At 76.7% G+C, this 25,464-nt stretch carries 23 protein-coding genes; 11 read left to right on the top strand and 12 right to left on the bottom strand.

What is annotated here, in order from left to right:
- Nucleotides 1–18: 18 nt before the first annotated feature.
- The 3 genes from NP075_RS12260 to NP075_RS12250 all read right to left on the bottom strand — a co-directional run bounded on the left by NP075_RS12260 (nucleotide 19) and on the right by NP075_RS12250 (nucleotide 3,059).
- On the bottom strand, nucleotides 19–1,356 hold the full coding sequence (locus NP075_RS12260) for a lipopolysaccharide biosynthesis protein (protein WP_227565446.1): 1,338 nt from the start codon (nucleotides 1,354–1,356) through the stop codon (nucleotides 19–21).
- Nucleotides 1,353–2,216 carry a glucose-1-phosphate thymidylyltransferase RfbA gene (gene rfbA / locus NP075_RS12255; RefSeq protein ID WP_227565445.1) on the bottom strand — a complete coding sequence of 288 codons (864 nt, stop codon included), beginning with the start codon at nucleotides 2,214–2,216 and terminating at the stop codon, nucleotides 1,353–1,355. Before rfbA ends, NP075_RS12260 begins: the two co-directional genes overlap by 4 nt.
- A gap of 114 nt (nucleotides 2,217–2,330) precedes the next feature.
- Nucleotides 2,331–3,059, bottom strand: coding sequence for a TIGR03089 family protein (locus NP075_RS12250; RefSeq protein ID WP_227565444.1), 729 nt, complete (start codon nucleotides 3,057–3,059; stop codon nucleotides 2,331–2,333).
- A 258-nt stretch (nucleotides 3,060–3,317) separates the two neighbouring features.
- Between NP075_RS12250 and NP075_RS12245 the strand changes: the two genes are divergently transcribed.
- The 3 genes from NP075_RS12245 (at nucleotide 3,318) to NP075_RS12235 (ending at nucleotide 8,921) form a co-directional block, all read left to right on the top strand.
- Nucleotides 3,318–3,647, top strand: a complete 330-nt coding sequence (locus NP075_RS12245; RefSeq protein ID WP_284439894.1) for a WhiB family transcriptional regulator — start codon at nucleotides 3,318–3,320, stop codon at nucleotides 3,645–3,647.
- A gap of 85 nt (nucleotides 3,648–3,732) precedes the next feature.
- On the top strand, nucleotides 3,733–7,335 hold the full coding sequence (locus NP075_RS12240) for a glycosyltransferase (RefSeq protein ID WP_227565443.1): 3,603 nt from the start codon (nucleotides 3,733–3,735) through the stop codon (nucleotides 7,333–7,335).
- On the top strand, nucleotides 7,332–8,921 hold the full coding sequence (locus tag NP075_RS12235) for a DUF5719 family protein (RefSeq protein ID WP_227565442.1): 1,590 nt from the start codon (nucleotides 7,332–7,334) through the stop codon (nucleotides 8,919–8,921). Before NP075_RS12240 ends, NP075_RS12235 begins: the two co-directional genes overlap by 4 nt.
- Nucleotides 8,922–8,949: 28 nt before the next feature.
- On the opposite strand, the gene NP075_RS12230 is transcribed toward NP075_RS12235, so the two are convergent.
- Both NP075_RS12230 and NP075_RS12225 read right to left on the bottom strand, forming a co-directional pair.
- On the bottom strand, nucleotides 8,950–9,858 hold the full coding sequence (locus tag NP075_RS12230) for a glycosyltransferase family 2 protein (protein ID WP_227565441.1): 909 nt from the start codon (nucleotides 9,856–9,858) through the stop codon (nucleotides 8,950–8,952).
- A 25-nt stretch (nucleotides 9,859–9,883) separates the two neighbouring features.
- Nucleotides 9,884–10,396, bottom strand: coding sequence for a metallopeptidase family protein (locus tag NP075_RS12225; RefSeq protein ID WP_372456734.1), 513 nt, complete (start codon nucleotides 10,394–10,396; stop codon nucleotides 9,884–9,886).
- 85 nt (nucleotides 10,397–10,481) lie between these two features.
- Between NP075_RS12225 and NP075_RS12220 the strand changes: the two genes are divergently transcribed.
- From NP075_RS12220 to NP075_RS12210, 3 genes are read left to right on the top strand one after another with little or no spacing between them, the layout of a single operon-like run.
- Nucleotides 10,482–10,871, top strand: a complete 390-nt coding sequence (locus NP075_RS12220) for a DUF3499 domain-containing protein (protein WP_227565440.1) — start codon at nucleotides 10,482–10,484, stop codon at nucleotides 10,869–10,871.
- The gene (locus NP075_RS12215) at nucleotides 10,868–11,122 is read left to right on the top strand and encodes a hypothetical protein (protein ID WP_227565439.1); all 255 of its coding nucleotides are present in this window, start codon (nucleotides 10,868–10,870) and stop codon (nucleotides 11,120–11,122) included. The genes NP075_RS12220 and NP075_RS12215 overlap by 4 nt, the downstream gene beginning before the upstream one ends.
- A 41-nt stretch (nucleotides 11,123–11,163) precedes the next feature.
- Nucleotides 11,164–11,373 (top strand): Trm112 family protein, encoded by a 210-nt coding sequence (locus NP075_RS12210; protein ID WP_227565438.1) that lies wholly within the window; start codon nucleotides 11,164–11,166, stop codon nucleotides 11,371–11,373.
- Between the two features lie 81 nt (nucleotides 11,374–11,454).
- On the opposite strand, the gene NP075_RS12205 is transcribed toward NP075_RS12210, so the two are convergent.
- Entirely contained in the window at nucleotides 11,455–12,303 is an 849-nt protein-coding gene (locus tag NP075_RS12205; RefSeq protein ID WP_227565437.1) for an RDD family protein, read from the bottom strand.
- Between the two features lie 71 nt (nucleotides 12,304–12,374).
- Between NP075_RS12205 and NP075_RS12200 the strand changes: the two genes are divergently transcribed.
- Nucleotides 12,375–13,364: a stage II sporulation protein M gene (locus NP075_RS12200; RefSeq protein WP_227565436.1), complete on the top strand. Its 990-nt coding sequence runs from the start codon at nucleotides 12,375–12,377 to the stop codon at nucleotides 13,362–13,364.
- 11 nt (nucleotides 13,365–13,375) lie between these two features.
- Here NP075_RS12200 and NP075_RS12195 read toward each other — a convergent pair whose 3' ends face one another.
- The 6 genes from NP075_RS12195 to NP075_RS12170 form a co-directional block, all read right to left on the bottom strand.
- A complete protein-coding gene (locus tag NP075_RS12195; protein ID WP_227565435.1) occupies nucleotides 13,376–14,539 on the bottom strand; it encodes a winged helix DNA-binding domain-containing protein in 1,164 nt (387 codons plus the stop codon).
- A gap of 65 nt (nucleotides 14,540–14,604) precedes the next feature.
- On the bottom strand, nucleotides 14,605–15,921 hold the full coding sequence (locus NP075_RS12190; RefSeq protein ID WP_227565434.1) for a DUF58 domain-containing protein: 1,317 nt from the start codon (nucleotides 15,919–15,921) through the stop codon (nucleotides 14,605–14,607).
- A gap of 4 nt (nucleotides 15,922–15,925) precedes the next feature.
- Nucleotides 15,926–17,026, bottom strand: coding sequence for an AAA family ATPase (locus NP075_RS12185; protein WP_256791044.1), 1,101 nt, complete (start codon nucleotides 17,024–17,026; stop codon nucleotides 15,926–15,928).
- Nucleotides 17,023–18,243: a DUF4350 domain-containing protein gene (locus tag NP075_RS12180; RefSeq protein ID WP_227565433.1), complete on the bottom strand. Its 1,221-nt coding sequence runs from the start codon at nucleotides 18,241–18,243 to the stop codon at nucleotides 17,023–17,025. The genes NP075_RS12185 and NP075_RS12180 overlap by 4 nt, the downstream gene beginning before the upstream one ends.
- Complete coding sequence (locus NP075_RS12175; RefSeq protein WP_227565432.1) at nucleotides 18,240–18,863, bottom strand: DUF4129 domain-containing protein; 624 nt, start codon at nucleotides 18,861–18,863, stop codon at nucleotides 18,240–18,242. The genes NP075_RS12180 and NP075_RS12175 overlap by 4 nt, the downstream gene beginning before the upstream one ends.
- A 30-nt stretch (nucleotides 18,864–18,893) precedes the next feature.
- Entirely contained in the window at nucleotides 18,894–20,084 is a 1,191-nt protein-coding gene (locus NP075_RS12170) for a glycerophosphoryl diester phosphodiesterase membrane domain-containing protein (RefSeq protein WP_227565431.1), read from the bottom strand.
- A 168-nt stretch (nucleotides 20,085–20,252) separates the two neighbouring features.
- On the opposite strand from NP075_RS12170, the gene mtrA reads away from it, so the two are divergent.
- From mtrA to NP075_RS12150, 4 genes are all read left to right on the top strand, one after another.
- Nucleotides 20,253–20,936 (top strand): MtrAB system response regulator MtrA, encoded by a 684-nt coding sequence (gene mtrA, locus NP075_RS12165; RefSeq protein ID WP_227565430.1) that lies wholly within the window; start codon nucleotides 20,253–20,255, stop codon nucleotides 20,934–20,936.
- Between the two features lie 37 nt (nucleotides 20,937–20,973).
- Nucleotides 20,974–22,737: an MtrAB system histidine kinase MtrB gene (gene mtrB / locus NP075_RS12160; protein WP_227565429.1), complete on the top strand. Its 1,764-nt coding sequence runs from the start codon at nucleotides 20,974–20,976 to the stop codon at nucleotides 22,735–22,737.
- Nucleotides 22,734–24,425, top strand: coding sequence for an LpqB family beta-propeller domain-containing protein (locus NP075_RS12155; protein ID WP_227565428.1), 1,692 nt, complete (start codon nucleotides 22,734–22,736; stop codon nucleotides 24,423–24,425). Before mtrB ends, NP075_RS12155 begins: the two co-directional genes overlap by 4 nt.
- A 158-nt stretch (nucleotides 24,426–24,583) precedes the next feature.
- The gene (locus NP075_RS12150; RefSeq protein WP_227565427.1) at nucleotides 24,584–25,375 is read left to right on the top strand and encodes a phosphoribosyltransferase family protein; all 792 of its coding nucleotides are present in this window, start codon (nucleotides 24,584–24,586) and stop codon (nucleotides 25,373–25,375) included.
- The last annotated feature ends 89 nt before the right edge of the window (nucleotides 25,376–25,464 follow it).

Raw genomic sequence — 25,464 nt, 5'->3', positions numbered from 1 at the left:
GGGCCGGTGCACGGAGCCTCAGGCTCCGTGCGCCACCGTCGTCGCGGGCTCGGTGCGACGCTGTCGCCGCACCGTGGAGGCGAGGGCGGCACCGAGGGCGACGGCGCTCGCCAGGGACCCGGCGAGCAGTGCGAGCTCGACGCGCAGGAACAGCGGCCCGGGCCAGAGCAGGGCGAGCCCGAAGACGACGACGCCCGCCGCCCACCCCAGTCCCGCCCGTGCGTGGCGGTGCACCGACACGAGGGCGCCCCCGCACGCCTGCGCGCTCATGAGCGTGCAGCTCGCCAGCGTCAGGAGGGCGAGGTCGAGGCGCGTCAGCGTGAACTCGGGGCCGAACAGGAGCGACAGGGCGGCGGGACCGACGGTCACGGCTCCGAGCACCCCGAGAGCCGTCAACGCCCCGATCGCCAGGAGCAGCCGCGTGATGCCGCGCCGGAAGCTGGTGTGGTCGCTGGCGGCTCCCATGGCGGCGAGCTCGGGGACGAGCGCCGCCTGGACCGCCTGGAACATGTAGAGGGGGACCCGCGTCAGCACGAGGCCCGCGAGCAGACGGCCCGCGGCGTCCGGCTGCTCACCACCGCCGATGAGCTGCACGGCCAGCGGACCCGCGTTGATGAGCACCTGCAGCCCGAGGGACCCGACGAGCAGGTAGGCCACCGACTCGATGACCCGGCGCCACGGGACGACCTCGCGCACCGGCGGGATCCTCGGCCGGGAGGCCAGCGCCACCGCGACCACCGCGATCAGCGGGGCGAGGCCGACGAGGATGCCGTACTCGCCGACGAGCGTCGCGCCCGCGAGGAAGAGCAGGGCGGCGCCGACGAACCTGACGACACCCTCGGCGCCCAGCAGCCACGCGTACGGCATGAACCGGCCCTGACCGGCCAGCAGCCCGCGCAGCAGGTGGGTCGCCGCCAGGGCGGGAACCGCGATGCAGCAGGCGGCGAGCAGCGCCCACGACCCGCCGAAGAGGTGCTCCAGCAGCGGCTGCGATCCCACGAGGGCGACCGTCACCACGAACGCGCTGACGACGGTCCCGACGATCACGGAGCGGCGCACGAGCGACCCCGCGAGCGGTCCGCCGGCACCGACCCCGGCGAGCGAGCGTCCCAGCTCCTGCTCGAGCGGGACGAACAGCCCCGGACCCATGATCAGCACGAGCGACCACAGCACGGACAGGGGGGCGTACTCGACCGGTCCGAGCACGCGGGCGGTGAGGCCGAGGAAGCCGTAGACGGTGATGCCGGCCACGGCGGTCGCGCACGCGAGCGGGAACGTGCCGGGAGGCAGGGCGCCGAGGGCGGCTCTCCGTGCTCGCGTGAACAAGGAGGTCGTCCCCTCGTCGCTCGTGCTCATGCGTCGAGCAGCCCGAGCAGGTACGCGCCGTACCCGGACTTCACGAGCTTCTCGGCCCGCTCGCGCAGCTCGTCGTCGCTGAGGAACCCACGACGCCAGGCGACCTCCTCGGGCGAGCCGACCTTCAGGCCCTGCCGGTGCTCGATCGTGCGGACGTAGTCCGACGCCTCGAGCAACGAGTCGAACGTGCCGGTGTCGAGCCACGCCGTGCCCCGGGGGAGGACCTCGACCTGCAGGCGGCCCTGCTCGAGGTAGACGCGGTTGACGTCGGTGATCTCGTACTCGCCACGCGCGGACGGCTGCAGGTCGCGGGCGATCGCGATGACGTCGTTGTCGTAGAAGTACAGGCCGGGCACGGCGTACGAGCTCTTCGGCTGAGCGGGCTTCTCCTCGAGCGACAGCGCGCGGCCGGACGGGTCGAACTCCACCACGCCGTACGCGGTGGGGTCCGCCACGCGGTAGGCGAAGACCGCGCCGCCGTCGATCTGCTCGAAGCGCTCGAGGCGCGCGCCGAGACCGGGGCCGTAGAAGATGTTGTCGCCGAGCACGAGGGCGGCCGGCTCCGTACCGACGAAGTCGGCACCCAGGACGAACGCCTGGGCCAGCCCGTTGGGCTCGGCCTGCACGGTGTACGAGATCGAGATGCCGAACTGCGACCCGTCGCCCAGCAGCCGCTGGAACTGCTCCGCGTCGTGCGGCGTCGTGATCACCAGCACGTCCCGGATGCCCGCGAGGATCAGCGTCGACAGCGGGTAGTAGATCATCGGCTTGTCGTACACCGGGACCAGCTGCTTGCTGACGCCCAGGGTGATCGGGTGCAACCGCGTGCCGGAGCCGCCGGCCAGGATGATTCCGCGCATGACGCCCAAGTGTGCCGCATCAGGGGACGCCGCACGGCGCTGCCCGTCCGCGGCCCCGGTGCCGTCCCGGATGCCGGGCGCCCGTCGTGGCGCCGCGGCGAGGGGGCAGAGGGCTCAGACCAGGTCCACGTCGACGCGCTCGGGCGCCAGGACCCGCGCGCGGCGTGCGGGGTCCTCCCGGAGCGCCGCGGCCGTCGCGCCCTCGACCAGCACGACCGACCCGTCGCCCGCCCACGTGGCCAGCGCGGTGCGCACCACGGCGGCGAGGTCGTCGGCGGCGAGCGCGACGCGTCCGCCCGCGGGTGCGAGGTCGGTGAGCAGCCGGCCGTGGGTCAGCGTGCCGTCGCCCGCGACGAGCGCCGGGGCCGCGGGGTCGGTCGCCGGCGCCCAGGTCACGACGTCCGCGTACGACAGGACGGCGGCCCCGTCGACGGCGTGCGGGGGGAGCGGGGCGCCGAACGTGCGGGCCAGTGCCGCCAGGGCGACGGCGACGACGAGCGGGCCGTCGGGCTGCGCGTCCGGGCGGGCCGTGATCACGACGTCCGCGTCCGCCGCCGGGTCCAGGACGAGGCAGGCGCCGCAGCGCCACGCGGCCAGCGCCCACACCAGCGCCCGCCAGTGCGGGGGGAGGTCGAGGCGGACGCGCACACCCGGCGCGGCGTCGGCCTCCTCGACGAGCAGGTTCGTGCACTTGGCGACCCAGTTCGCGAGCACGGCCCCGGACAGCTCGACGCGCTCGGCGTCGGGGCCGTACCAGGTGATCCGCGGGCGTCCGGGGTCCCGCTGCAGCACGCCGAGCAGGGTCTCGACGTCGGTCGGCGGACGGCTGCTCAGGGTCGACATGGGGACCAAGGCTAGACGCGCGGACGCGCCACGCCGGGGTGTGCGAGATTTCACCCGGACAACTCGGGCAACTAGCACGTCCGCGGTTGACGATCGGGAACGACACGCGTGTAATTCCTGAAGAACTGGTTCCAGCGCGCACCACCGTCGCGGCCTCCGCGCCGCACCGGCCGGATCGGGCGTGATCAGCGAGGACGACGCCCACCTGGCGGCAACGGCCTGCACCAGCACCGAGCACGACTTTTCGCGGAGGCACGTATGTGGCACCTGCTCGACGACGAGAGCTTCCCCAACGACGTCGCCGCCCCCGCGCCCGCGCAGCCGGTCTCGAACGTGCTGTCGATCTTCGGTGCGCCCGAGGACGACGGTCCCATGGGGTGGCAGGAGCGCGCGCTGTGCGCGCAGACCGACCCGGAGGCGTTCTTCCCCGAGAAGGGCGGCTCGACCCGCGAGGCCAAGAAGGTGTGCACGCAGTGTGACGTGCGCGCCGAGTGCCTGGAGTACGCGCTCGAGAACGACGAGCGCTTCGGCATCTGGGGCGGCCTGTCCGAGCGGGAGCGGCGCAAGCTGAAGCGCCGCGTGGTCTGACGGGTGGCTCCCGTGCCGGCAGGGTGCGCCACGCCCGGTCGGCCTACCGCCCGTGACGTCACCGCGACGGCATGATGGCGCGAGCATGACTGACACGCTGTCCCCCGTGGACCACATCACCACCGCCGCGGTACCGGTGACGACACCGGTGACCGCGGTCGTCGTGACCCGCGGCCGCACGCGGTACCTGGCGGCGACGCTCGCGGCCCTGGCCGCCCAGTCGCGACGGCCGTCGCGCGTCCTGGTCGTCGACGTCGGGCCGCAGGACTCGCACGTGGGCGAGGTGCTCGACCGGGCGTACGCCGGGGCGCCCGCGCCGGCGCCGCGGCTGTCGACGGCCCACGCACCGCACGCCCGCACGTTCGGCGAGGCGGTGCGTGCCGGGCTCGACACCCTCGCGGCGGCCCTGGACGAGCGGCCGACCGCGTGGCTCTGGCTGCTGCACGACGACAGCGCGCCCGCGCCCGAGGCGCTCGCGCGGCTCGTGCGCACCGTCTCCAACGCCCCTTCCGTCGCCGTCGCGGGCTGCAAGCAGCGCACGTGGACCGACCCCGAGAGGCTGCTCGAGGTCGGCGTCCGCACGACGCGGTCCGGACGTCGCACGACCGACGTCGAGCCGGGTGAGCTGGACCAGGGACAGCACGACGGGCGGACCGACGTGCTGGGTGTCGGCCTCGCCGGGGCGCTGGTGCGACGCGACGTGTGGGACCGGCTGGGGGGCACCGACCCGGCCCTGGGCCCGTACGGCGACGGCCTGGACCTGTCACGCCGCGCACGGCTGGCCGGGCACCGCGTCGTCGTCGTCCCGACGGCCGTCGTGCGGCACGCCCAGGCCGCGTACCACGGGCTGCGTCCCGCACGCGGCGGCGCCGACGACGGCGCGACCGGCGCGGACGTCGACCTGGACGGCGACGGCGAGCCCGACGACGCCGACCCGACGCGCTCGTTCGCCGCCCGGCGCCGCGCGCTGCTCCACCAGCGGCTGACCACCGCCCCGCTCCCGCTCGTCCCGGTGGTCGTGCTGCTGACGCTCGGCGCGGCCGTGCTGCGCAGCCTCGGCCAGGTCGCCGCCAAGCACCCGCAGCTCGCGATCGCCGAGCTGCGCGTCGCGCTGCTCGTCCTGCTCCGCCCCGGCCCGGTGGTCCGCGCCCGGCGGCGTTCGCGGGCGACGAGTGTGGTCCCGCGGCGCACGCTGCGGCCCCTGCAGGCGACGTGGCGCGACGTGTGGCGCCAGGCACGGGACCGGCGTCTCGCCCGGCTCGAGGCGCGGCGGGTCGTCACCGCCCCCAGCGAGCTCGAGCTGCGTGAGCTCGCCGCGCTCGCGGTGCGGCGACGCGTCACCTTCGCGCTCGTCGTCGCCGGGCTGCTGCTGCTCACCGTCACCGCCGCGGGCAGGCTCCTCGGGCCCGTCGCGGCCGGCGCGCCGCTCGTCGGCGAGGCGCTCGCGCGCGTGACGACCGACCTGGACGACGTGTGGGCGGCGGCGACGTCGGGCTGGGTCGCCGGTGGGCTGGGCGCACCGGGCCCCGCCGACCCGCTGCTGGTGGTCCTGGCGGCCCTCGCCGCGCCCGTCGGCGGCGACGTCGCCGCGGTGGTCGCGCTGCTGGTGCTCGGCGGCGTGGTGCTGGCCGGCGTCGGGGCCTGGGCGGCGGCCGGGGCCGCGACCCGGTCGGTCGGTGTGCGTGCGTGGGCCGCGCTGGTGTGGGCGTCGGCGCCGGCGTTGCTGCTGGCGGTCGGGGACGGCCGGGCAGGTGCCGTCGTCGCGCACGTCGCGCTGCCGTGGGTCGCGCTGGGCCTCGTGCGCGCCGTGGGCGTGCAGCGCGTCGACCAGGTGCTCACCGGTGTCTCCACGGCACGCCGTGACGAGGAGGCGCAGGACGCCGACGTCGCGGCCGAGGCCCGCGCTGCCGAGGCGGCGCTGCGCCGACCTCGCCACCGCGGCGTGCGCGCGGACGTCCCGGACGTCCCCGACGGCGCCGAGGCCGACGTGGTCACGCCCGTGCGCGGTGTCGACGTCGTCCCGGCCCCCCGTGCGCCCGCGTCGGGGGCGGTGCCCGCCGCGGCGGCACCCGGTCCCGACGCGGACGGGTCCGCCGCGCGCCCCGTGCTCGTCGGGGCACCGGACCCGACCGGCTCGCTGGCCGCCGCGGCGGGTGCCGCGCTCGCGCTCGCGGTCGCCGTCGCCGGTGCCCCGGTGCTGCTCGTGCCGGCGGTCGTGCTGCTGCTGGTGGTGGCGGTGACGGTCCCGCGCGGGCGGGCACGGGTGCTCGGCGTGATGATCCCGTCGCTGGTCCTGCTCGCGCCGCTCCTCGTCGAGGCGGGCACCCGCGGGGCCGCCGGCGTCCGGCTCCTCCTCGCGTCGCCCGGCCCCGCGGCCGTGGACCCGCCGGCGTCCGCGCTCGCCCGCGTGCTCGGAGTGCCCTCCGACCCCGCCGCGCTCGTGCCGCCGGTGCTGCCGTCCCCGATCGCCGACGCCTGGCCCTACCTCACCGGCGCCGTGCTCGTCGTGCTCGCCGCGGTCGCGTTGCTGCGCGGGCGCGCCGTCGCCCGCGGCACGCGCGTCTGCTGGACGGTCGCCGCGGTGGGCGTGGCGGCCGGCGCCGCGGTCGCGGCGCTGCCCGCGGACGTCACGCCCGACGTCGTCGGGGCCTCCTGGACCGGCGCGACGGTCTCGTTGACCACCCTCGGGCTGCTCGGGGCCACCGTCCTGGGCAGCGACCGGCTCATGGACCGGCTCGGGCGCCAGTCGTTCGGCTGGCGACAGCCGCTCGTGGCGCTCGGCACGGCGCTCGCGGTCGTCGCCGTGACGTGCGCCACCGTCGGCTGGGGCTGGACGGCCCGGGCGGGGGAGGCGGTCGGGCTGCAGGCCTCGACCGTGCCGGTCGTGCCGGTCGTCGGGCAGCAGGGCGGCCGCTCGGACGCCGCCTCGCGCGTGCTGGCCCTGAGCGTCCGCGCGGACGGCTCGGTCGACTGGTCGCTGCTGCGCGCCGACGGCGACCAGCACGTCGACCACGCCGCGTCGGTGGCCCTGCGCGGTGTCACGGGCCCGCTCGACGCACCGCGCCCCGCCGACCCCGACGCGGCCGCGGCCGAGGTCGGCGGCCTCGCCGCGCGTCTCGTGCAGGGTGCGTCGGGCGACGTGGCGCCGGACGTCGCCGCCCTCGGGGTCGGGGACGTGCTCGTCCCGGCCCCGGTGGACGACGCGGCGGCGACGCGAGCCGCCCGCGCACGGCTCGTGGGCGTGCTCGACGCGACCGCCGGGCTCGAGCGCGTCACGCACGACGGCGCGGGCACGCTCTGGCGGGTGCGCGGTGCCGAGGGGGACGTCGTGACCGCCTGGGCACGTCTCGTCGACGGCACCGACGGTGACCCGCGGCGCCCCGCCCTCGCCGTCGCGGCCGAGCGGCGCACGGTGGAGACGCAGGTCCCGCCGGCCGGTGGGCGGCGCGTGCTCGTCCTCGCCGAACGCGCCGACGCCGGCTGGCAGGCGTGGCTCGACGGGCGACGGCTGGCGACGGCGGAGGCCGGATGGCGTCAGGCGTTCGAGCTGGGTGCGGACGGTGGTGAGCTCGAGGTGCGGTACGTGTCGCCCCCACGTGGTCCGTGGCTCGCCGCGCTCGGCCTGACGACCCTGGTCACCGCACTGCTCGCACTGCCGCTGCGACGTCGTCGGGGGATGCGCACATGACCGCCGCCCCGACCACGCCGCCGTCCGGCACGCCGCTGCCGGACCGGCCCCGCGAACGGCTCACCCAGCGGGCGGTGCGCGCCGCCTCCGGGCTGCTGGTGCTCGGGCTCGCGGGCGGCGCGCTCGCCGGTGCCGCACAGCTCGGGTCCGCCGACGCACGAGCCGCGACCGTCGACGAGGTCGAGGTCGCGCCCGCCCCCGTGACGCTGCAGTGCCCCGGGCCTGTGCTGCTGCCCCAGCGCGCGGAGCGCGGGGACGCGGCCTTCGACCCGTCTCCCGTGGCCCCCGTCGTGACCGTCGACGCCGTGACGGCCGCCGGTGCCGGTGCCGGTGCGCTGTCCGTGCAGCCGCTCGGCGGCACGCCGACCGCCCAGGACGTGACGGCGGGCGGCGGCTCGGTGCACCGTGACGGCGTGGAGGGCCCGCTCGTCGTGCGCGCCGAGCCGGGGGACGTCGCGCCGGTCGCCGCGGCCACGGGGGTGTCCGTCGTCACCGACGGCGACGCCCGCGGCCTGGCCGCGGCGTCGTGCCGCGCACCGGCCGGCGACGACTGGTTCGTCGGTGGCTCGACGTCGGTCGGTGCGACGTCCACGCTCGTGCTGACCAACCCCGGTCTGACCGCCGCACAGGTCGAGCTGGAGCTCTACGGCCCCAACGGGCGTGTCGTGCCCACGACGACGCAGTACGCCGTCGCCCCGGGTGCGACCCAGAGCGTCGACCTCGGTGGTGCGGCCGCCGAGCAGGCGGCCCTGGTGGTGCACGTCACCGTCACCGGCGGGCTGGTCGCGGCGCACGTGCAGGACACCGTGGTGCGCGGGTTCACCCCCGCGGGCACGGACCTCGTCGTCCCGGGTGCGGCACCGGCCACGCGCCAGGTGGTCACGGGTGTCGTCGCGCCGGCCTCGCAGGTGGGATCGCCGGACGCCCCCGTGCTGCGCCTGCTGGCGCCGGGTGACGCGGCGACGACGGCGCAGGTGACGCTGCTGGGCGCCGACGGCCCGGTCGAGCTGCCCGGTGCGCAGCAGGTGCCGCTCGAGGCGGGGGAGGTGACCGAGGTCCCGCTCGGTGGCCTCCCGGCGGGCCCCTACACGGTCGTCGTGGACGCCGACGTGCCGGTCGTGGCCGGCGCCGTGACGTCACGCACGGGGCTGCCGGGTGACCTGGACGACGAGCCGCGGGTCGACCGCGCGTGGTCGCCCGCGGCGGCCCGCGACACGCACGGGACCGTGGCGTTGCCGCGGGGAAGCGGTGCGCGGGTGGTCGTCGGGGCCGTCGGCGAGGACGCCGTCGGGCGAGGCGAGGGGACCGCGACGCTCCGGGTGCTGGGGGCCGACGGGCAGGTGCTGTCGCAGCACACGGTGCGCGTCGACGCGGGCACCACCGGTGCCTGGGACGTGGCCGACCTCGCCCCGGACGCCGCGGCCGTCGAGCTCGAGCCGACCGGCGGGGCCACGCTCGTGTGGGCGGTCGCCCTGACGCTCCCGCAGGCGGACGGCGACCTCGTCGCCGTCCTCGACCCCGTGCCGGTGACCGGAGCGCGATCGGCCGTCGAGGTGCGGGAGGACGCGCGCCCCGCACGCCGCTGACGGCCGGCGCCACCCGCGTGGCGTCGGCTCAGCCCGCAGGGCTGCGCAGCTGCAGGTGCTCGCGGACCCGCAGGCCCGCACGCAGGGCGAGCCGCACGGGCGCGTGGTACCAGCGGTCGTACCGGCGCTCCAGGTACATCCGGGCGCTCGCGTGGTGGGCCCGGATCATGGGCGCCGGTCGCTCGCGCCAGGACGTGCCGCCGACGTGCGTCACCTGGACGTCGGGCACGTACAGGTTCTCCCAGCCTGCCCGCCCCAGACGCTCGCCGAGGTCGACGTCCTCGAAGAACATGAAGTACGACTCGTCGAACCCACCGAGCTGCTCGAACGCCTCGCGCCGCAGCAGCAGGCACGCGCCGGAGAGCCATCCGGCCTCGCGCAGGTAGCCGCCGGCGGACTCCTGGCGGGCGTGGTACCGCCGCGTCCACGGGTTGCCCGGCCAGACGCGGGCGAAGACCGCGTGGCCCGCGCCCTGGCGCAGGGACGGCAGCGCGCGCGCCGAGGGGTACATGGTGCCGTCGGTGTTGAGCAGCATCGGCCCGAGCGCGCCGGCGTGCGGCTGCTCCTCACCGGCGGCGACGAGGCGGTCCAGCGAGCCGGGCGTCCACTCGATGTCCGAGTTGGCGACGACCAGCCACGGCGTGCGGGCGCCCGCCGCGCCGCGGTTGGCCGCGGCCCCGTAGCCGAGGTTCGCGCCCGGCACGACGAGCCGGGCGCCGGACCGGGCGACGACGGACTCGGCGACCGCGTGGTCGGTGCCGTTGTCGACGACGACCAGCTCGACGGGGCGTCGGGACGCCGTCGCGAGGGTCTCGGCGAAGCGGGTCAGCTCGTCACCGGGGTGGTAGACGACGCAGACGACCCGGACGAGGGGGGCAGCCGGATCAGGCACGCGGGTCTGCGTGCCGACGGGCTCGGGGGAGGCGGACGTGGTCATCGTGCGTCACCTTAGTGCGCCCGGCTCAGTGCCCGTCGTCGTACCCGGGGTCGACCTCCTCGGGGGCGCGCCCCAGCAGGTGCGCGACCTGCTCGACGACGACGTCGCGCACGAGGTCGGCGAGGTCCGCCGGGTCGGCGGCGCGCGCCTCGACGGGGCGGCGGTACACGACGATGCGGTGCGGCAGCCCGGCGTCCGCGGGGAAGTACCGACCGAGGGGAACGCCGCCGTGCTCCCACGGCGCGGGGTTGGACGGCGGGACGTCCTCGACCGCGAACTCGGCGCCGTCGAGCTGGTGCGCCCAGCGCCGCTCGAGGTCCTCGACGGCGTCCAGCACGAGGTCGTCGAACCGCTCGGCGCGCGTGCGGTAGCCCGGCGTGCTCATCGGCAGGACCGTCCCGCGCAGCCCGCGGCCGCGACGGTCACGGCGGCGGACGGGTGCCGCGGGCGTCCCGACGGCGGCGGCACGGCGCCGCAGGCCGGACGGGCGCGCACCCTCGCCGGACGCGGACGGACGCAGGGGACCGAACGGGCTCACCCCGTCACCTTATCCAGCCCGCCGTGCCCCGACACGCTGCCCGCGCCGACGGCGGTCCGGGACCTGTGCGGGGTACCGTCTGCACGTGAGATCCGTCCGGCAGTGCTCGCGCACGGCGTGCCCGCACGCTGCCGTCGCGACGCTCACCTACGTCTACGCCGACTCGACGGCGGTCCTCGGTCCGCTCGCCCAGCTGGCGGAGCCCCACTCGTACGACCTGTGCGTCGAGCACGCCGACCGCCTGACCGCACCGCGGGGGTGGGAGGTCGTCCGGCTGCTGCCGGACCTGCAGGCAGCCGCACCGAGCCACGACGACCTCGTGGCACTCGCCGAGGCGGTCCGGGAGGCCGGCCGGCGGCGCGCTCCCGAGCCTGCTCCCGCGCTCGCTCCGGTCGCCGCGCCGCTGCCCGACACGTCCCGCCGCCGTGGCCACCTGCGCGTCGTCCCCGGTGCCGTGCCCGGTGAGCAGGCGTGAGCGCCCCGCGTGACCGTCGTCCGCCGGCGGACGAGCCGCTGGGCTCCATCACGCGTCCCCTGGCGGACGAGACCGCGACGGCGCCCGCGTGCTACGGGTGCGGCGCGACCGACCTGACGCGGGTCCGGCTCGCGATGCCCGACAGCCGACCGGCGGTGTTCGCGTCGTGCCCGGACTGCGAGGCGACGGCGTGGTTCGTCGTCGACGGCGACGGCACCGCTCTCGGCCCCGACGGCGTCGCGCGCCCCTGACGCGCGCACCGGACCCGAACGACCACGACCCTGGAGATGCCATGACGGCCACGGACCGCCCCGCGACGGACCTCGAGCCCTGGGCGCGCGCGCTGCTGCGCTGCCCCGTGACGGGCGCGGAGCTCGTCGACTCGGTCGACGGCGACGGTGCGCCCGTCCTGGTCTCGACCGACCCCGACCGCCCGCTGGCGTACCCCGTGCTCGACGGGATCCCGGTGCTGCTCGTGGACGAGGCGCGCCCGGCGTCCTGAGGACGCGTCAGCCGCGCGCGGCGTCCTCGGGGGCGTCGACGGACGTCCGGCCCGCCTCGAGGGCGGCGGCGTGGGGGGACGTCACAGCTCCGGGTCCGGCACGCCGTGCGGCAGGCGACGCAGCAGCACGGCCTCCGCCTGCTCGCGACGCACGCGCTCGAGCTCGATGAGCGACTCGCGGCGGCCGCGCTCCGCCAGCACGGCGGACAGGAACGCCTCCGGCGGGGTGCCGTCCGGCGGGGGAGGGCTCACGAACGGACGCAGCTCGGCCGCGAGCCGGTGGCCGATCTCGACGCGCGAGCCGGGGTGCAGGAGCGTCGCCCGCCCGAGGAACTGCCGGACGGCGAGCGCGAGCCCGTCCGGGAGCCGCGCGACGTCGGCGTGCGTGGCCCAGCCGGCGAGCTGCGGCGGCATGACCGCCGCCGTGCGCACCGGTGCCGCCGCGCGGACCCGCGAGCCGTACGTCCCCGCGAGCACGTCACCGACGCGCTTGCCGCGCGGGTGGACGATCGAGCAGATCACGGCCACGGAGCCGAACGTCAGCCACAGCTCGCCGACGCCCGCCAGGGCCCGCACGAACGCCTGCCGGAACGTGATGGGCCCGCCGTCGTCACGCACGATCCGGACGCCCGCCACCAGCTTGCCCAGGGAGCGTCCGCGGCTCAGCGTCTCGACGGTCGTCGGGAGCACGACGGTCACGGTCACGAGGAGGACGACGAACAGGATGCGGGCCGTCCGGGCGTCGAAGGTGACGTCCAGGCCACCGAGCACGACGAACGTCACGACGGCGAGCGCGAGGAGCGCGAGGAGGTCGACGAACGCGGCGAGCAACCTCGACGCGACCGTCGCGGGGCGGGTGTCGAGCACGACGCCCTCGCCGATGACCACCCCGTCCTGCAGCTGCGTCGGGCGCGGCGTCGATCCTGTCACCTGCGAAGACTAACGGGCGGCGCGCGCCGGACCGGGCACGTGCCGGTCGTCGGCGATGGCAGGCTGGTCCCGTGGACCTCGACGCCTACACCCGCGCGCGCACCCCGACGTGGCAGCGCCTCGACGTGCTCAGCCGTCGTCGCCGCCTCACGGGTGCCGAGGCCGACGAGCTCGTGGCGCTCTACCAGGCGACCGCGACCGACCTCTCCGCGGTGCGGTCGGCGGCGCCCGACCCCGAGACGGTGACGCGCCTGTCGCAGGTGCTGGCGCGGGCGCGGGCGCGCCTCGCGGGCACCCACGCGCCGTCGCTCTCCGACGTCACCTCGTTCGTCGTGCTGCGGCTGCCCGCGGCGCTGTACCGGATCAGGTGGTGGACGGTCGCCGTCACCGCCGCCTTCCTCGCCGTGGGCATCGCGACGGGCGTCTTCGTGGCCACGTCGCCCGACGCCCTCTCGCTCATGGGGACGCCGAGCGAGCAGCAGGAGTACGTCGACCACGCGTTCGCGGAGTACTACGCGCCGGGCGCCGGCTTCGCGGCCATGGTCTGGACCAACAACGCCTGGATCGCGGCGCTGTGCGTGGGCACGGGCATCACGGGGGTCGTCCCGGCGTACGTGCTGCTGACCAACGCCGTGAACGTCGGCGCCGCGGGCGGCCTCATGGCGGCGCACGGTCGTCTCGACGTCTTCCTGCAGCTCATCGCCCCCCACGGGCTCATGGAGCTCACGGCCATCTTCGTGGCCGGCGCGGCCGGGCTGCGGCTGTTCTGGACGTGGGTCGACCCGGGGCCGCGCACACGCGGCCGGGCGCTGGCGCAGGAGGGGCGCGCGCTGTTCACGGTGGCGCTCGGCCTGGTGGGGGTGCTGGCGGTGTCCGGGCTCGTCGAGGGCTTCGTGACCGGCTCGGCGCTGCCGTGGCCCGTCAAGGTCGCCATCGGGGCCGTGGTGCTGGCCGCCTTCTGGACGTACGTGCTCGTCCTCGGCCGGCGCGCTGTCCGTGCCGGTCACACGGGTGACCTCGACGCGGACCGCGCCGGGTACTCCGTCGCGACCGCCGGCTGACCGGGCGGGCGTCAGCCGGCGTACCGCACCGCGTGCGCGTCGGCGTCGTCGGCGACGAACCGCACGCAGCGCTCGGCCTCCGCCAGCACGTCACGCCGCTCGCGGGGTGACAGCCGCTCGAGCGGCGTCACCGTCAGGGTCGCCGTCGTACGGCGCGTCCCGCGCTCGCCCGCACGCCCACGCTCCAGCACCCAGGTGGCGCGTACGGATCCGTCGACGAGCACGGCCGCGGGCATCCGGCCGTTCGGCGTCTGCAGCGCCCGGCGGTGCGCGTCGTCGACGACCCGGCTGCGCTGGGCGTGCGAGAGCCACACGTTGTCGTAGTCGGGCAGCAGGCGCACCGGGGCGGGTACGTCCGCGTCGGGCCGCGGTGCGTCGGGCAGGTCGAGCAGCTCGCGGGTCCGGCCACCGGGCCGCGCGGGGACGGCCGGGAGCGTCAGCAGACGGTCGCGGAGCCCGTCGACGACCTCCCGCAGCCCTCGCAGGCCCGACCACGCCTGGACGTCGGCCACGCTCGCCGGCCCGAAGGCGGCGAGGTACCGCAGGACGACCGTCTCGAGCGCGCACCGGCGCGCCTCGTCGTCGCGGAGGTCCGCTCCGGCCGCGGCCTCGGGCAGCCACGCGTCGAGGGTCGTCCACGTCGTGGCCGCCGGGTGGCGCCACAGTCCCCGCGGCGTCACCTGGACGAGCGGCAGCAGCGCCCGCGCGAACGCCGACAGGTCCTGCGGGTGGGCGGCCGGCCACTCCTGGGCCAGCCGCGCGCCCAGGTCCGTGGTCACGCGCGGCTCGCTGCGCACGTACGCGGCCGCGAGCTCCACGAGGCGGTCCAGGTCGACGACGTCCCAGGCGGCGCGCCTGCGCGGGTTCGCGGTCAGCTCCCGGGTCATCACCGGTCGGGCCAGAGCCGTCAGCACGGGGGCGTCCCGGGCCGTGAGGAGGTGCACGGTCGAGCGCATCGCGGCGACCCGCACGACCGTGCGTGCGAGGAGGGCGGCGTCCAGGTCGCGCGTCGAGAAGCCCTCGACGCGACTCCACAGACCCACGAACGGCGACCACGGGTTCTGCGCCTGCAGCCCGACGAGGTGCTCGACCACCGTGGGCACGTCGTCGCCCGTGCGCGCGAGCAGGTGCTGACGCGCGAGCAGCGCGCGGTTCAGCGCGCGGTCGTCGAGCATGCCCCGAACCTAGCGACGACCACCCACACCGGCGTCGCGCGAGACCCGGTGGCGCGGCGGTACGGCTACAGCCGGCCGGCCGCCTTGAGGGCCAGGTACGTGTCGGCGAGCCGGGGTGCGAGGTCGTCGGGGGCCGCCTCCACGACCTCGACACCCCGCTGGCGCAGCCGCACGGCGACCGCGGTGCGCTCCAGCGACGTGCGCTCGGCCGCCGCGGCGTCGAACACCTCGTCGACCGTGCGTCGCGCGGTGCGCAGCTGCTCCAGCTCGGGGTCCGCGACGGACGCCAGCACCACCTGGTGGCGGCGGGTCAGGCCGCCGACGACGTCCAGCAGCCCCTGCTCGACCGACGCCGGGTCCAGCGACGTCAGCAGCACGACCAGCGCCCGCCTGCTCAGCCGGGAGCGCACCTGCCCGACCAGCCCGGGCCAGTCCGCCTCCACGAGGGCCGGCTGCACACCCGCCAGCGCCTCGGCCAGCCCGGGCAGCACGCGCGACGAGTGGGAGTCCGCCGCGCGGGCGCGGACCCGCCGGTCGTACGCCAGCAGCTCGACGCGGTCGCCCGCGTGGGCCGCGAGGACCCCGAGCAGCAGTGCCGCCTCCACCGACGCCTCGAGGCGGGTGCCGTCGAGCACGCGCGCCGCGCTGGTGCGCGAGGTGTCGAGGACGAGCAGCACGTGCCGGTCGCGTTCGGGGCGCCAGGTGCGGACGACGACCTCCCGCCGCCGGGCCGTCGCCCGCCAGTCGATCGAGCGGACGTCGTCGCCGTCGACGTACTCGCGCAGCGAGTCGAACTCGGTGCCGCCGCCGCGGACCTGGACCGCCGCCCGGCCGTCCAGCTCACGCAGGCGGGCCAGGCGCGACGGCAGGTGACGGCGGGACGCGAACTCGGGCAGCACCCGCAGCCGGCCCGGGACCTGGAGCGACGCCTGCCGCGCCGCCACGCCCAGCGGGCCGAGCGTGCGCACCGTGACGCGGTCCACGACGGCGTCCCCGCGCCTTGTCGGCACGAGCGTCGTCGTGACGCGTCGTGACTCGCCGGGCGGGACGTCGACGCGGTGCCGTGGCGTGCGTGCCCCGGTCGGCTGGTCGCCGTCGGGCAGCGTGGACGGCGGCCAGCCGTCGCGCACGACGGCACGCGCCGTGCGGCGCCCCGTGTTCCGCAGCGTGAGGACGGCGTCGGCGGTGCCGGACAGGCGCACGGACGCCGGGAGCCGACGGGAGACGGCCAGCTCGCGCGGTGACGCGGCGAGGACGGCGTCGACCGCGCACAGCGCGACGACGACGATCGCCCAGACGAGCACCGTCAGGGGGGCGGGCAGCAGCGCGACCGGCACGAGCCCGGCCAGCGCGACCAGCACCGCGCGCGACGTCAGTGCCACGGGCTCAGCGGGGGACGGGCACGGACGCGAGCACGGTGTCGAGCACCGACTCGGCGGTGACGCCCTCGATCTCGGCCTCGGGGCGCAGCTGCACGCGGTGCCGCAGCGTCGGGTGGGCGAGCGCCTGCACGTCGTCGGGGGTCACGTAGTCCCGGCCGGACAGCCAGGCCCACGCGCGCGAGGTCGCCAGCAGCGCCGTCGCACCGCGGGGGGACACCCCGAGGCTGAGCGACGGCGACGTGCGGGTGGCGCGGCACACGTCGACGACGTAGCCGAGCACCTCGGGAGCGACCTGCACGCGCTGCACCTGCTCGCGGGCGCGCGCCAGGTCCTGCGCGCCGGCGACGGCCCGGACGCCGGCGGCCGCGAGGTCCCGGGGGTCGAAGCCCGCGGCGTGACGCGAGAGCACCTCCACCTCCTCGAGACGCTCGGGCAGCGGCAGGAGCAGCTTGAGCAGGAACCGGTCGAGCTGGGCCTCGGGCAGCGGGTAGGTGCCCTCGTACTCGACGGGGTTCTGCGTCGCCACCACGACGAACGGGTCGGGCAGCAGGCGCGCCACGCCGTCCACCGTGACCTGCCGCTCCTCCATGGCCTCGAGGAGCGACGCCTGCGTCTTGGGGGGCGTGCGGTTGATCTCGTCGGCGAGCAGCAGGTTCGTGAACACCGGGCCCTCGCGGAAGGAGAACTGCGCGGTGCGGGCGTCGTACACGAGCGATCCCGTGACGTCGCCGGGCATGAGGTCGGGGGTGAACTGCACGCGCTTGGTGCCCAGCGACAGCGCGCCGGACAGCGAGCGCACGAGGAGCGTCTTGGCGACGCCCGGCACACCCTCGAGCAGCACGTGGCCGCGGCACAGCAGCGCGATGATCAGGCCGGTCACCGCGGCGTCCTGGCCGACGACCGCCTTGGCGACCTCGGTACGCACGGCCGCGAGCGCGACGCGCAGGTCGGGGGCCGCGGCGTCGGGCGCGTGGTCGACGGCAGCGGCCTGCGCGGGCCCGTCGACGGCCGGGTGCGGTGCACCGGCCGGAGCGAGCGGGGCCGCGGGTGCGTACAGGCCCTCCGGTGCGTCGGGGGTGGCGGGACGCGGCGTCTCGTCGGTCACGGTCGGTGTACCTCGCTCTCCAGGTGGTGCAGGTCGTCGGCGAGCCGCAGCAGGCCCGCGTCGTCGGTCGGGGGCGGCCCGTACAGCAGGGCCTCCAGGTCACGGGTGGACCGCCCGGTGGTCCGGGCGAGCGCGTCGACGAGCGACGGGGCGTCCGCCGAGCGCGGCAGCCCGAGGCGGTGCGCGACGCGCGCGGCGGTCCCGGCACGCAGCGCCGCCCCGGCGTGGCCGTGGGCGCGGGCGCGCCGGTACAGCCGCCCGCGCCCGCGCGTCGCCTCGGCGGAGCGCACGACGACGGGCAGCGGTTCGGGGACGACCGGACCGAGCCGGCGGGCGCGCCACACGACCGTCACGGCGAGCACGAGCACGAGCCAGCCCGCCACCGGGCGCACCCACGGCACGAGGTCCGTCAGCGCCGTGCCCGAGCCGCCCTCGTCGACGTGGCCGAGGTCGTCGTAGCTCGGGACGTACCAGACGAGGTGGTCGTGCCGGCCGAGCATGCGCAGCACGAGGGCGGCGTTGCCGTCGTTCGCGACGGAGGCGTTCGTCAGCGGGTCGATGTCCGACAGCGCGGTGATCCGGCGGACTCCCTGGTCGAGGGTCAGGTACGCGCCGGCCGTCGCGTCGTCGGGCGCCGGGAAGCACACCCGTGCGGTGCGCGCGAGGTCCTCGTACCCGCCCGCGGCGGTGATCGTGCCCGCGGCGACCGCGTCCGGGTCGCTGCAGTCCGCCGCCCGCGCGCCGCGCGACGCGGTGGTGCTCGACGCGACGACGTCGGGGGCGATGGACGTCAGCGCCCAGCCGGCGTCGACGAGCACGAGGTCGTCCTCGAGCCCTGCCAGGACGTCGACCTGGTCGTCGGTGAGCCACTGGTCGCCGATGACGAGGACCGTGCTGTCACCCGTCGCGGCCGCGACCACGGCGGACGTCGTCGTGACGTGCTCGATGGTGACCCCCTGGCGCTCGAGCACCTGCGCGACGACCCGGGAGCCCGACGCACCCGGGTTGTCGGGTGCGCCGAGCGCGGTGCCCGCGGGGGGTGCCGGCAGCGTGAGGACCACGCCGCCGACGATCACCACGCCCAGCAGGGCGAGCCACGGCCGGGAGCGCCGCCACCGGTGCGCGGCGCGGCTGCGCCCCGTCGACCCGTCGCCGAGCACCTCGGCGCTCGCGGTCGGCGCGCCGGACGGGTCCTGGGTCGTCGTCGGGGTGGTCATGCGTCGGCCCTCGCGAGCCGTGCGGCGCGGACCGTGGCGTCGAGCTCCCGCAGGACGTCGTCGTCGGCCCGGGTCGCCTCCCGGTCCCCGTAGACGACGTCGTCGAACAGGTCGCCGCCGCGCGCGAGCGCGGCCGCGTGCGCGGGCAGCGCAGCCCCGGCGACCCGCGCGGCCTCGTGCGCGGTCCGCCCGGGCCGCTCGTCGAGCAGCCCCCGCTCCTCGAGGTCCCGGACGACCGCCCGGAACCGGTCGGCGACGGCGGACGACCACGCACCCGCACGTGCCGCGGCGTCGGCCGCGTCGCGCAGCTGCGCCGCCGTGCGCCGGTCGTCCACGTGCAGCACTCCCGCGCGGCGCTGTCGGGCGCCTGCCCGCACCGGCCCCGCGACGCGCAGCGCGACGAGCACCACGACGACGACCACGCCGACCACCACGAGCAGGCCGGCGGTGCCGGACATCCCGATCGCGGGCAGGTCCTCGAGCTGGTCGAAGACCCAGGACAGGGCGCGCTGCAGCAGCGACTCCTGCTGGTGGTACGCGGGGTCGAGCAGCTCCTCGCGGACCCAGCGGCGTGCGGTCGCGGCATCGGGCTCGACGGGGACGCCGCCGACGGTGCGCACGTCAGGCCCGCCCGGTGCGTCGCGTGCCGGTCATGCGTCGGCGGCCGCGGCCCGCGCGAGCTCGAGGTCGAGCCCCTCGCGACGGATGCGGACGTCGACGTAGAGCAGCGCGACGACGGCCGCGAGGAACGTCGTGGACAGCGTCATGCCGAGGACCTGGGCGACGGCCGACACGAGCACCGTGATGTCGTCTGAGCCCGACGACAGGGACACGAGGCCCGCCACCATGCCCGCCGGCACGACGAAGAGGTACATGAGCGCCAGCACGAGCAGGTTGGCGAGCACGTAGATCCCCAGCAGCCGCCAGAAGCTGCCGCGCGTCAGGCGCCACGCGCGCGCGACGGAGCGCCAGAAGGGCTTGCCCTCGAGCATGAGCGCGGGGGGGACCAGCAACGTGCGCGTCGTGACCCACACGAGGGCGGCGAACAGCGCGACGCCTCCGAGCAGCGCGGTGGCGACCGCTGCGCCCGTGGCCCCCGCTGCGGCGAGGGCGACGACCGCACCGACCCCCAGGGCGGCGGCGAGCAGGGACGCGAGGAGCTGCAGCAGACCCCACCCGACGAGGAACCACACCCGGCGTGTGCGCCACACCTCGCGCAGCGCCACCCGCCGGCCCAGCACCGACTGGCTCACGGACACGATGAGCAGGCCGGTCAGCACCGAGGTCACGGGCACGAGGAGCGGCTGCGTCAGCACCTGGCCCCCGCTGGTCGACAGCAGCTCGGACATCACGGCCGTGTCGGCCGACGACAGCCCCTCCTCGAGGGCGGCGTCGCCGAGCGCCATGCCCAGGAGGCTGGAGACGTAGAGCTGGACCAGGGTCTGCAGGGCGACGGCCACGGTCACGACGACGGCCGACAGCCCGAACATGACGGCGGGGTTCGCGCGGATGGCGCGGACCGCGCCGTCCAGGATCTCGCCCAGGCCGAGCGGGCGCAGCGGGATGATCCCGGGCTGCAGGACGGGCAGGTGCCATCCCGGCGTGCCCGCGACGGGCGGGGCCGCACCGGTGCCCGGGGGTGCCGCGGCCGGTCCCCAGCCCGTCGGTGCCGGGGGCCCGCCCCACGCCGGCGGCGTCGGCGGCTCGCCCCACGAGCTCGCGCCGCCGGGCGCGCCGGGTGCAGCAGGCGGGGGCGGGGGCGTGGCACGGCCACCCGCCGGGGGGCCGGCCGGGCTCGCCCACCCGGCGGGGCCGGCGCCGTCGTCCTGCGGGGAGGTCATGCGTCCGGCTCCTCGTGTCCTGGCGGGCTGGGCGGTCCCGACCGCTGCGCGCCGGGGGGCCCCATGGTGCCACGGTGCACGTGGCGCAGTGCCGCTGACGCACCGGTCACCCGCCTGCGCGGCGCGAGTGACCCCGCGACGGCCCCGGTCGGTGAGAGGATCACCCCCATGAAGGGACGCGTCCTGGTGGTCGACGACGACACCGCCCTGGCCGAGATGATCGGCATCGTGCTGCGCTCCGAGGGGTTCGAGCCGGTGTTCTGCGAGGACGGGGACGAGGCCTTCGGCGTCTTCCGGGCCACGCAGCCCGACCTCGTGCTGCTCGACCTCATGCTGCCCGGCAAGGACGGCAACGAGGTCTGCCGCCAGATCCGGGCCGAGTCGGGCGTGCCGATCGTCATGCTCACCGCCAAGAGCGACACGGTCGACGTCGTCCTGGGGCTGGAGTCCGGCGCCGACGACTACATCTCCAAGCCGTTCAAGCCCAAGGAGCTCGTCGCGCGGGTCCGCGCGCGCCTGCGCCGCAGCGACGAGCCCGCCCCCGAGCACCTGTCGATCGGCGACCTGACGATCGACGTGCCGGGCCACCGCGTCGAGCGCGCCGGGCGGCTCATCTCCCTGACCCCGCTCGAGTTCGACCTGCTGGTCGCGCTCGCACGCAAGCCGTGGCAGGTCTTCACGCGCGAGGTGCTGCTCGAGAAGGTCTGGGGGTACCGCCACGCCGCCGACACGCGGCTGGTGAACGTCCACGTCCAGCGACTGCGCTCCAAGATCGAGACGGACCCGGAGCGTCCGGAGATCGTCGTGACCGTGCGGGGCGTCGGCTACAAGGCGGGCGTCGGCGGGCCGTGACCACGCAGGACCGGGCGCGCACGCAGGGGGGCGCGACGTGCCGCGGCTGACCGCCCGGGGTCGGCTCGTGCGGGCGCGGGCCGGCCGACGGCTGCGCGGGCTCGTGCGCCGGTGGCGGTCGTCGCTGCAGCTGCGCGTCCTGGCCTCGACGCTGACGATCGGGCTCGTGGCGCTCGCCCTCATCGGGGCCTACGTGGGCGACCGCATGAGCGCGGGCCTGTTCGACGCGCGGCGGCAGCAGGTGCTCTCCGAGAGCGCGCGCAGCACGCAGCAGGCGCAGGACGTGTTCGACGCCTCGGCCGCCAACACGTTCTCCGAGGTCGCGCTGCTGCTGGAGGACGTCACGACCGCGCAGCGCAACGGCGGCTCGGGGGAGCGGGACGTGTTCCTGCTCCGCGCCCCCCGGCAGACCGGCATCGGCGTGGGCGCGACCGCGTCGGACCTCTCGCTCGTCGGCGTCGTGAGCCGCGAGCTCAAGCAGGCCGTGTCCGACGGCGGCCAGCAGTGGCAGTCGGTGGCCATCCCCACGTCCGGCGGCGGCGTCGAGCCCGGGATCGTCGTGGGGCAGGACGTCGAGGTGCCCATGGCCGGCACCTACCAGATGTTCTTCCTGTACAGCCTGAAGGCGGAGCAGGACCGCCTCGACTTCCTGCTCGGGACGCTGGCGCTCGGCGCGGCCGCCATCGTCGTGCTGCTCGGCGCCGTGACCTGGCTGGTCACGCGGCGCACGGTCCACCCGGTGCGGCGCGCCGCGCACGTCGCCGAGCGCCTGGCCGACGGTCACCTGTCGGAGCGGATGGTCGTCCACGGCGAGGACGAGATGGCCACGCTCGCGCGCACGTTCAACGAGATGGCCGCGAGCATGCAGGACCAGATCCACCGCATGGAGGAGCTGTCGACGCTGCAGCGCCGCTTCGTGTCGGACGTGTCGCACGAGCTGCGCACGCCGCTGACCACGATCCGGATGGCCGGTGAGGTGATCCACGGCGCGCGCCAGGACTTCGACCCCGCGGTCAAGCGGTCGGCCGAGCTGCTGGCCACGCAGCTGGACCGGTTCGAGGACCTGCTCGCCGACCTGCTCGAGATCAGCCGCTTCGACGCGGGCGCGGCCGTGCTCGACGCGGAGCACCGCGACGTGCGCGACATCGTGGCGCAGGCCGTGGACAACGTGATCCCCCTCGCCGGGCGCCGCGGGTCCTGGCTCCACGTCGACCTGACGGACCAGCGTGCGGAGGCGGACGTCGACCCACGTCGTGTCGAGCGCATCCTGCGCAACCTGCTGGTCAACGGCATCGAGCACGCCGACGGGTCGGACGTCGAGGTGCGCGTCGGCGTCGACGCCAGGGCCGTCGCGGTCACGGTGCGCGACCACGGCGTCGGCATGACGTCGGACGAGGCCTCCCACGTGTTCGACCGGTTCTGGCGCGCGGACCCGGCCCGTGCACGGACCACGGGAGGCACCGGCCTCGGGCTGGCCATCTCCCTGGAGGACGCGCACCTGCACGGCGGTTGGCTCGAGGCCTGGGGCCGACCCGGCGCCGGAGCGTGCTTCCGCCTGACCCTGCCGCGCCGCGCCGGCATCCGGCTCGAGGACTCACCGCTGCCCCTGGTCCCCGGCCCGGAGGTGTCGCCGGCTGCCGAGGCGGGACCCCGGCGCAGCACGGACCCCACGGCGCTGCCCGAGCTGCCACCGATGACGGGGGAGATCGCGATCGTGAGCAACCCGACGGACCCGGTCCGCACCGACGTGCGCGTCGACCACCCCGCCACGTCGACGGCCGAGCCGGGGAGGGTCGGGTGAGCCCCCGGCCCACGCGCCGTGCGCGGCTGCGCGCCTCCACGGTCGTCCTGCTGGTCGGCGCGGTGCTGGCGGGGTGCGTCGGGATCCCGACGACGGGCACGGTGACCCGTGGCGACGCCGACGAGGTGCGTGAGCAGGACGGCGTGGTCGTCCTCGCCCAGGGGCCGCAGCCCGACGCCGACCCCACCGGGATCGTCGAGGGGTTCCTCCTGGCGGCGGACGCCGAGGTGACGGGCGACTTCGACGTGACCCGGCAGTTCCTCGCCGCCGACGAGCGCTCGCAGTGGGACCCGGGCGCGGGCACGGTCGTGGCGAGCGCGCGCAAGGTCGAGCAGACGGGCGACGCCCAGGTCACGGTCTCCCTGAGCGTGACCGGCAAGGTCGATGCCGAGGGGCGCTACCTCGAGACCGCGGCCGACGCCCTGGAGACCCTGCGCTACGAGCTCGTGCAGGACGCGCGCGGCGACTGGCGCATCGCGCACGCCCCGGACGTCGTCGTGGTGAACTCGCGGAGGTTCGACCAGCAGTTCCGCCCGACCACCCTGTACTTCCTGACGCCGGACCATCGCATGCTCGTCCCCGAGGTCAGGTGGTTCCGGGACCGCAACGTGCCGACGGCCGTCGTGCGGGCGCTGCTCGCCGGGCCGTCGCCGTGGCTGCGTCATGCCGTGACGACGGCGCTGCCCCCCGACGCGGAGCTCAAGCCGGAGGCCGTGCTGCTCCAGCACGGCGTCGCGGAGGTGACGCTGGAGCCCGCCCGGGCCGTGCAGGACGCGGACCGGGGCCTGCTGCTCGCGCAGCTCGAGCACTCGCTGCGGTCGCTGGGCGCGACCAAGGTGCAGGTGCGCGCGGGCGCGGCCGGGGCCGTGCTGGAGGAGGTCGCGGCCGACCTGCCGGCGGCCGCTCCCGAGGACCTCGAGATCCTCGTCGACGGTCAGACGCTGAGCCTCGCCGGGGACACGCCCACCCCCCGGCAGGGGGTGGGCCCGGTGCTCGGCGCGAGCCCGCAGGGTCTCGCCCGGTCCGCCGACGAGTCCGTCCGCGTGGCGCTCGCCGACGCCACGACGCTGGTCTCGGTCCCCTCCGGGGGGAGCGGGCAGCGCACGCTGCTCGAGGGCCCGGCGCTGGCACCGCCGTCGGTGGACAGGTTCTCCTGGGTGTGGACCGCCCGTGCCTCGGTGCCCGGCTACCTGGCGGTGGTGTGGACGGACGGGACGACGGTGGAGCTCACGGCCGACTGGCTCGCGGGACGGACCGTGCGGGCGGTCCGGGTGTCGCGCGACGGGACGCGGGTCGCGATCGTGTCCGCCGGTCCCGACGGCGCGACGCTCGACGTCGCCGGTGTGGTCCGTGACGACGAGGCGGTTCCGGTCACGATCGGGGCAGGTGTCCGGGCGGGGGCCTCGCTGACCCCCACGACGTCGCTCGTGTGGGTCGACGACGTCACGCTCGGCGTGCTGTCGGACGAGGAGGCCGGCCGGACGCCCTACCTCGTCCCCGTCTCCGGCATGAGCACGCCGCTGCCGGCGGTCGCCGACGCCGTCGGCCTGGCGGCGGACCGCGGTGAGCGCTCGGTGTTCGTGGTTACGGCGGGCGGCGACCTGCTGCGGCACCAGGGGGGCACCTGGGTCGCGGTGCCGCAGGTCACGGGCGTGCTGGACGTGGCGGCGGCGACGTTCCCCGGCTGAGGCCTCTCGGCGCTGCGGTGGCGGGCCGCCCACAGCCCCTCCGGTGACCGGGCCGTCCACCGGGTCGCCGGCGTGCGGTGCACCGCGGGGCCGGCGCACGGGACGCTGGCCGCATGCCACCGGACCACCCCGCGCCGGGCCACCGCCGTGCGCCGCGCGTGCCCGGATCACGCGCGCGCCGGGCCCGCACGCTCCTGGCGGGCGCCTGCCGGGACCTGTCCGGCCTGCTGGTGCCGGTTGCGTGCGCCGGGTGCGGGCGGCCCGACGTGCCCTGGTGCAGCGCCTGCGACACCTGGTGGCGTGCGCCCGCGGTGCGGCGCGACCACGGCGCGGGTCGCCTCGACCTCCTGGATGGACGCACGCTGCTGCCGGTGCGGGCGCCTGCGGCGTACGCCGGACCGGTACGTCATGCGCTCGTGGCGTGGAAGGACGGGGGTCGCGCCGACCTCGACGTGCACCTCGGCGCGGTGGCGCGTCGGGTCGGCGTCACCCTCGCCGACGACGTGTGCGCGGCGGTACCGGCCACGGTCGGTCCCGTCCTCGTGGTGCCGGTGCCGTCCACGGTGCGGGCGCGACGCCGTCGCGGGCGCGATCCCGTCGTGGTGCTCGCCGCCGGCCTGGTCGCAGGGCTCGCGGACGGCGGCGTCGACGCCCGGGTCGCGCGCGCGCTGCACCGGTCGGGTGGCGCCGACCTGGCCGGGCTGGGGGCCCGCGCACGTCGCGAGGCCCTCGCCGGACGCGTCCGCGTGCGCCGCCGGCACGTCGTGCGGGGGCGCGTCGTGCTGCTCGTGGACGACGTGCTGACCACCGGTGCGACGCTCGCGGCGTGCCACGCCGCGCTCGTGGCGGCCGGCGCCCGCGTCCTCGGCGCGGGTGCCGTCGCGGCTACCGCACCGCCGGCCGCTCGTTCGGCCCAGCCAGGTGTGCATCCGGGTGTCGAAGCGGGTTAGCGTGGGGCTCAGGGAACGACGCCGCGACTCGGCCCCCGCAGCATGCGGGCGGGGCACGTGCGGCGGAGGAGGTGATGCCGCCCGCCCAT

Source organism: Cellulomonas wangsupingiae (assembly GCF_024508275.1).
Lineage (GTDB): Bacteria > Actinomycetota > Actinomycetes > Actinomycetales > Cellulomonadaceae > Cellulomonas > Cellulomonas wangsupingiae.
Note: the sequence above shows the minus strand (reverse complement) of the source record. Positions and strands in the feature narration are given on the sequence as shown.

What these genes read in the sequence shown, in the direction of transcription:
- NP075_RS12260 (WP_227565446.1), bottom strand. Translation starts at nt 1,356, where the DNA reads ATGAGCACGAGCGACGAGGGGACGACCTCCTTGTTCACGCGAGCACGG.
- rfbA (WP_227565445.1), bottom strand. Translation starts at nt 2,216, where the DNA reads ATGCGCGGAATCATCCTGGCCGGCGGCTCCGGCACGCGGTTGCACCCG.
- NP075_RS12250 (WP_227565444.1), bottom strand. Translation starts at nt 3,059, where the DNA reads ATGTCGACCCTGAGCAGCCGTCCGCCGACCGACGTCGAGACCCTGCTC.
- NP075_RS12245 (WP_284439894.1), top strand. Translation starts at nt 3,318, where the DNA reads ATGTGGCACCTGCTCGACGACGAGAGCTTCCCCAACGACGTCGCCGCC.
- NP075_RS12240 (WP_227565443.1), top strand. Translation starts at nt 3,733, where the DNA reads ATGACTGACACGCTGTCCCCCGTGGACCACATCACCACCGCCGCGGTA.
- NP075_RS12235 (WP_227565442.1), top strand. Translation starts at nt 7,332, where the DNA reads ATGACCGCCGCCCCGACCACGCCGCCGTCCGGCACGCCGCTGCCGGAC.
- NP075_RS12230 (WP_227565441.1), bottom strand. Translation starts at nt 9,858, where the DNA reads ATGACCACGTCCGCCTCCCCCGAGCCCGTCGGCACGCAGACCCGCGTG.
- NP075_RS12210 (WP_227565438.1), top strand. Translation starts at nt 11,164, where the DNA reads ATGACGGCCACGGACCGCCCCGCGACGGACCTCGAGCCCTGGGCGCGC.
- NP075_RS12195 (WP_227565435.1), bottom strand. Translation starts at nt 14,539, where the DNA reads ATGCTCGACGACCGCGCGCTGAACCGCGCGCTGCTCGCGCGTCAGCAC.
- NP075_RS12180 (WP_227565433.1), bottom strand. Translation starts at nt 18,243, where the DNA reads ATGACCACCCCGACGACGACCCAGGACCCGTCCGGCGCGCCGACCGCG.
- NP075_RS12170 (WP_227565431.1), bottom strand. Translation starts at nt 20,084, where the DNA reads ATGACCTCCCCGCAGGACGACGGCGCCGGCCCCGCCGGGTGGGCGAGC.
- mtrA (WP_227565430.1), top strand. Translation starts at nt 20,253, where the DNA reads ATGAAGGGACGCGTCCTGGTGGTCGACGACGACACCGCCCTGGCCGAG.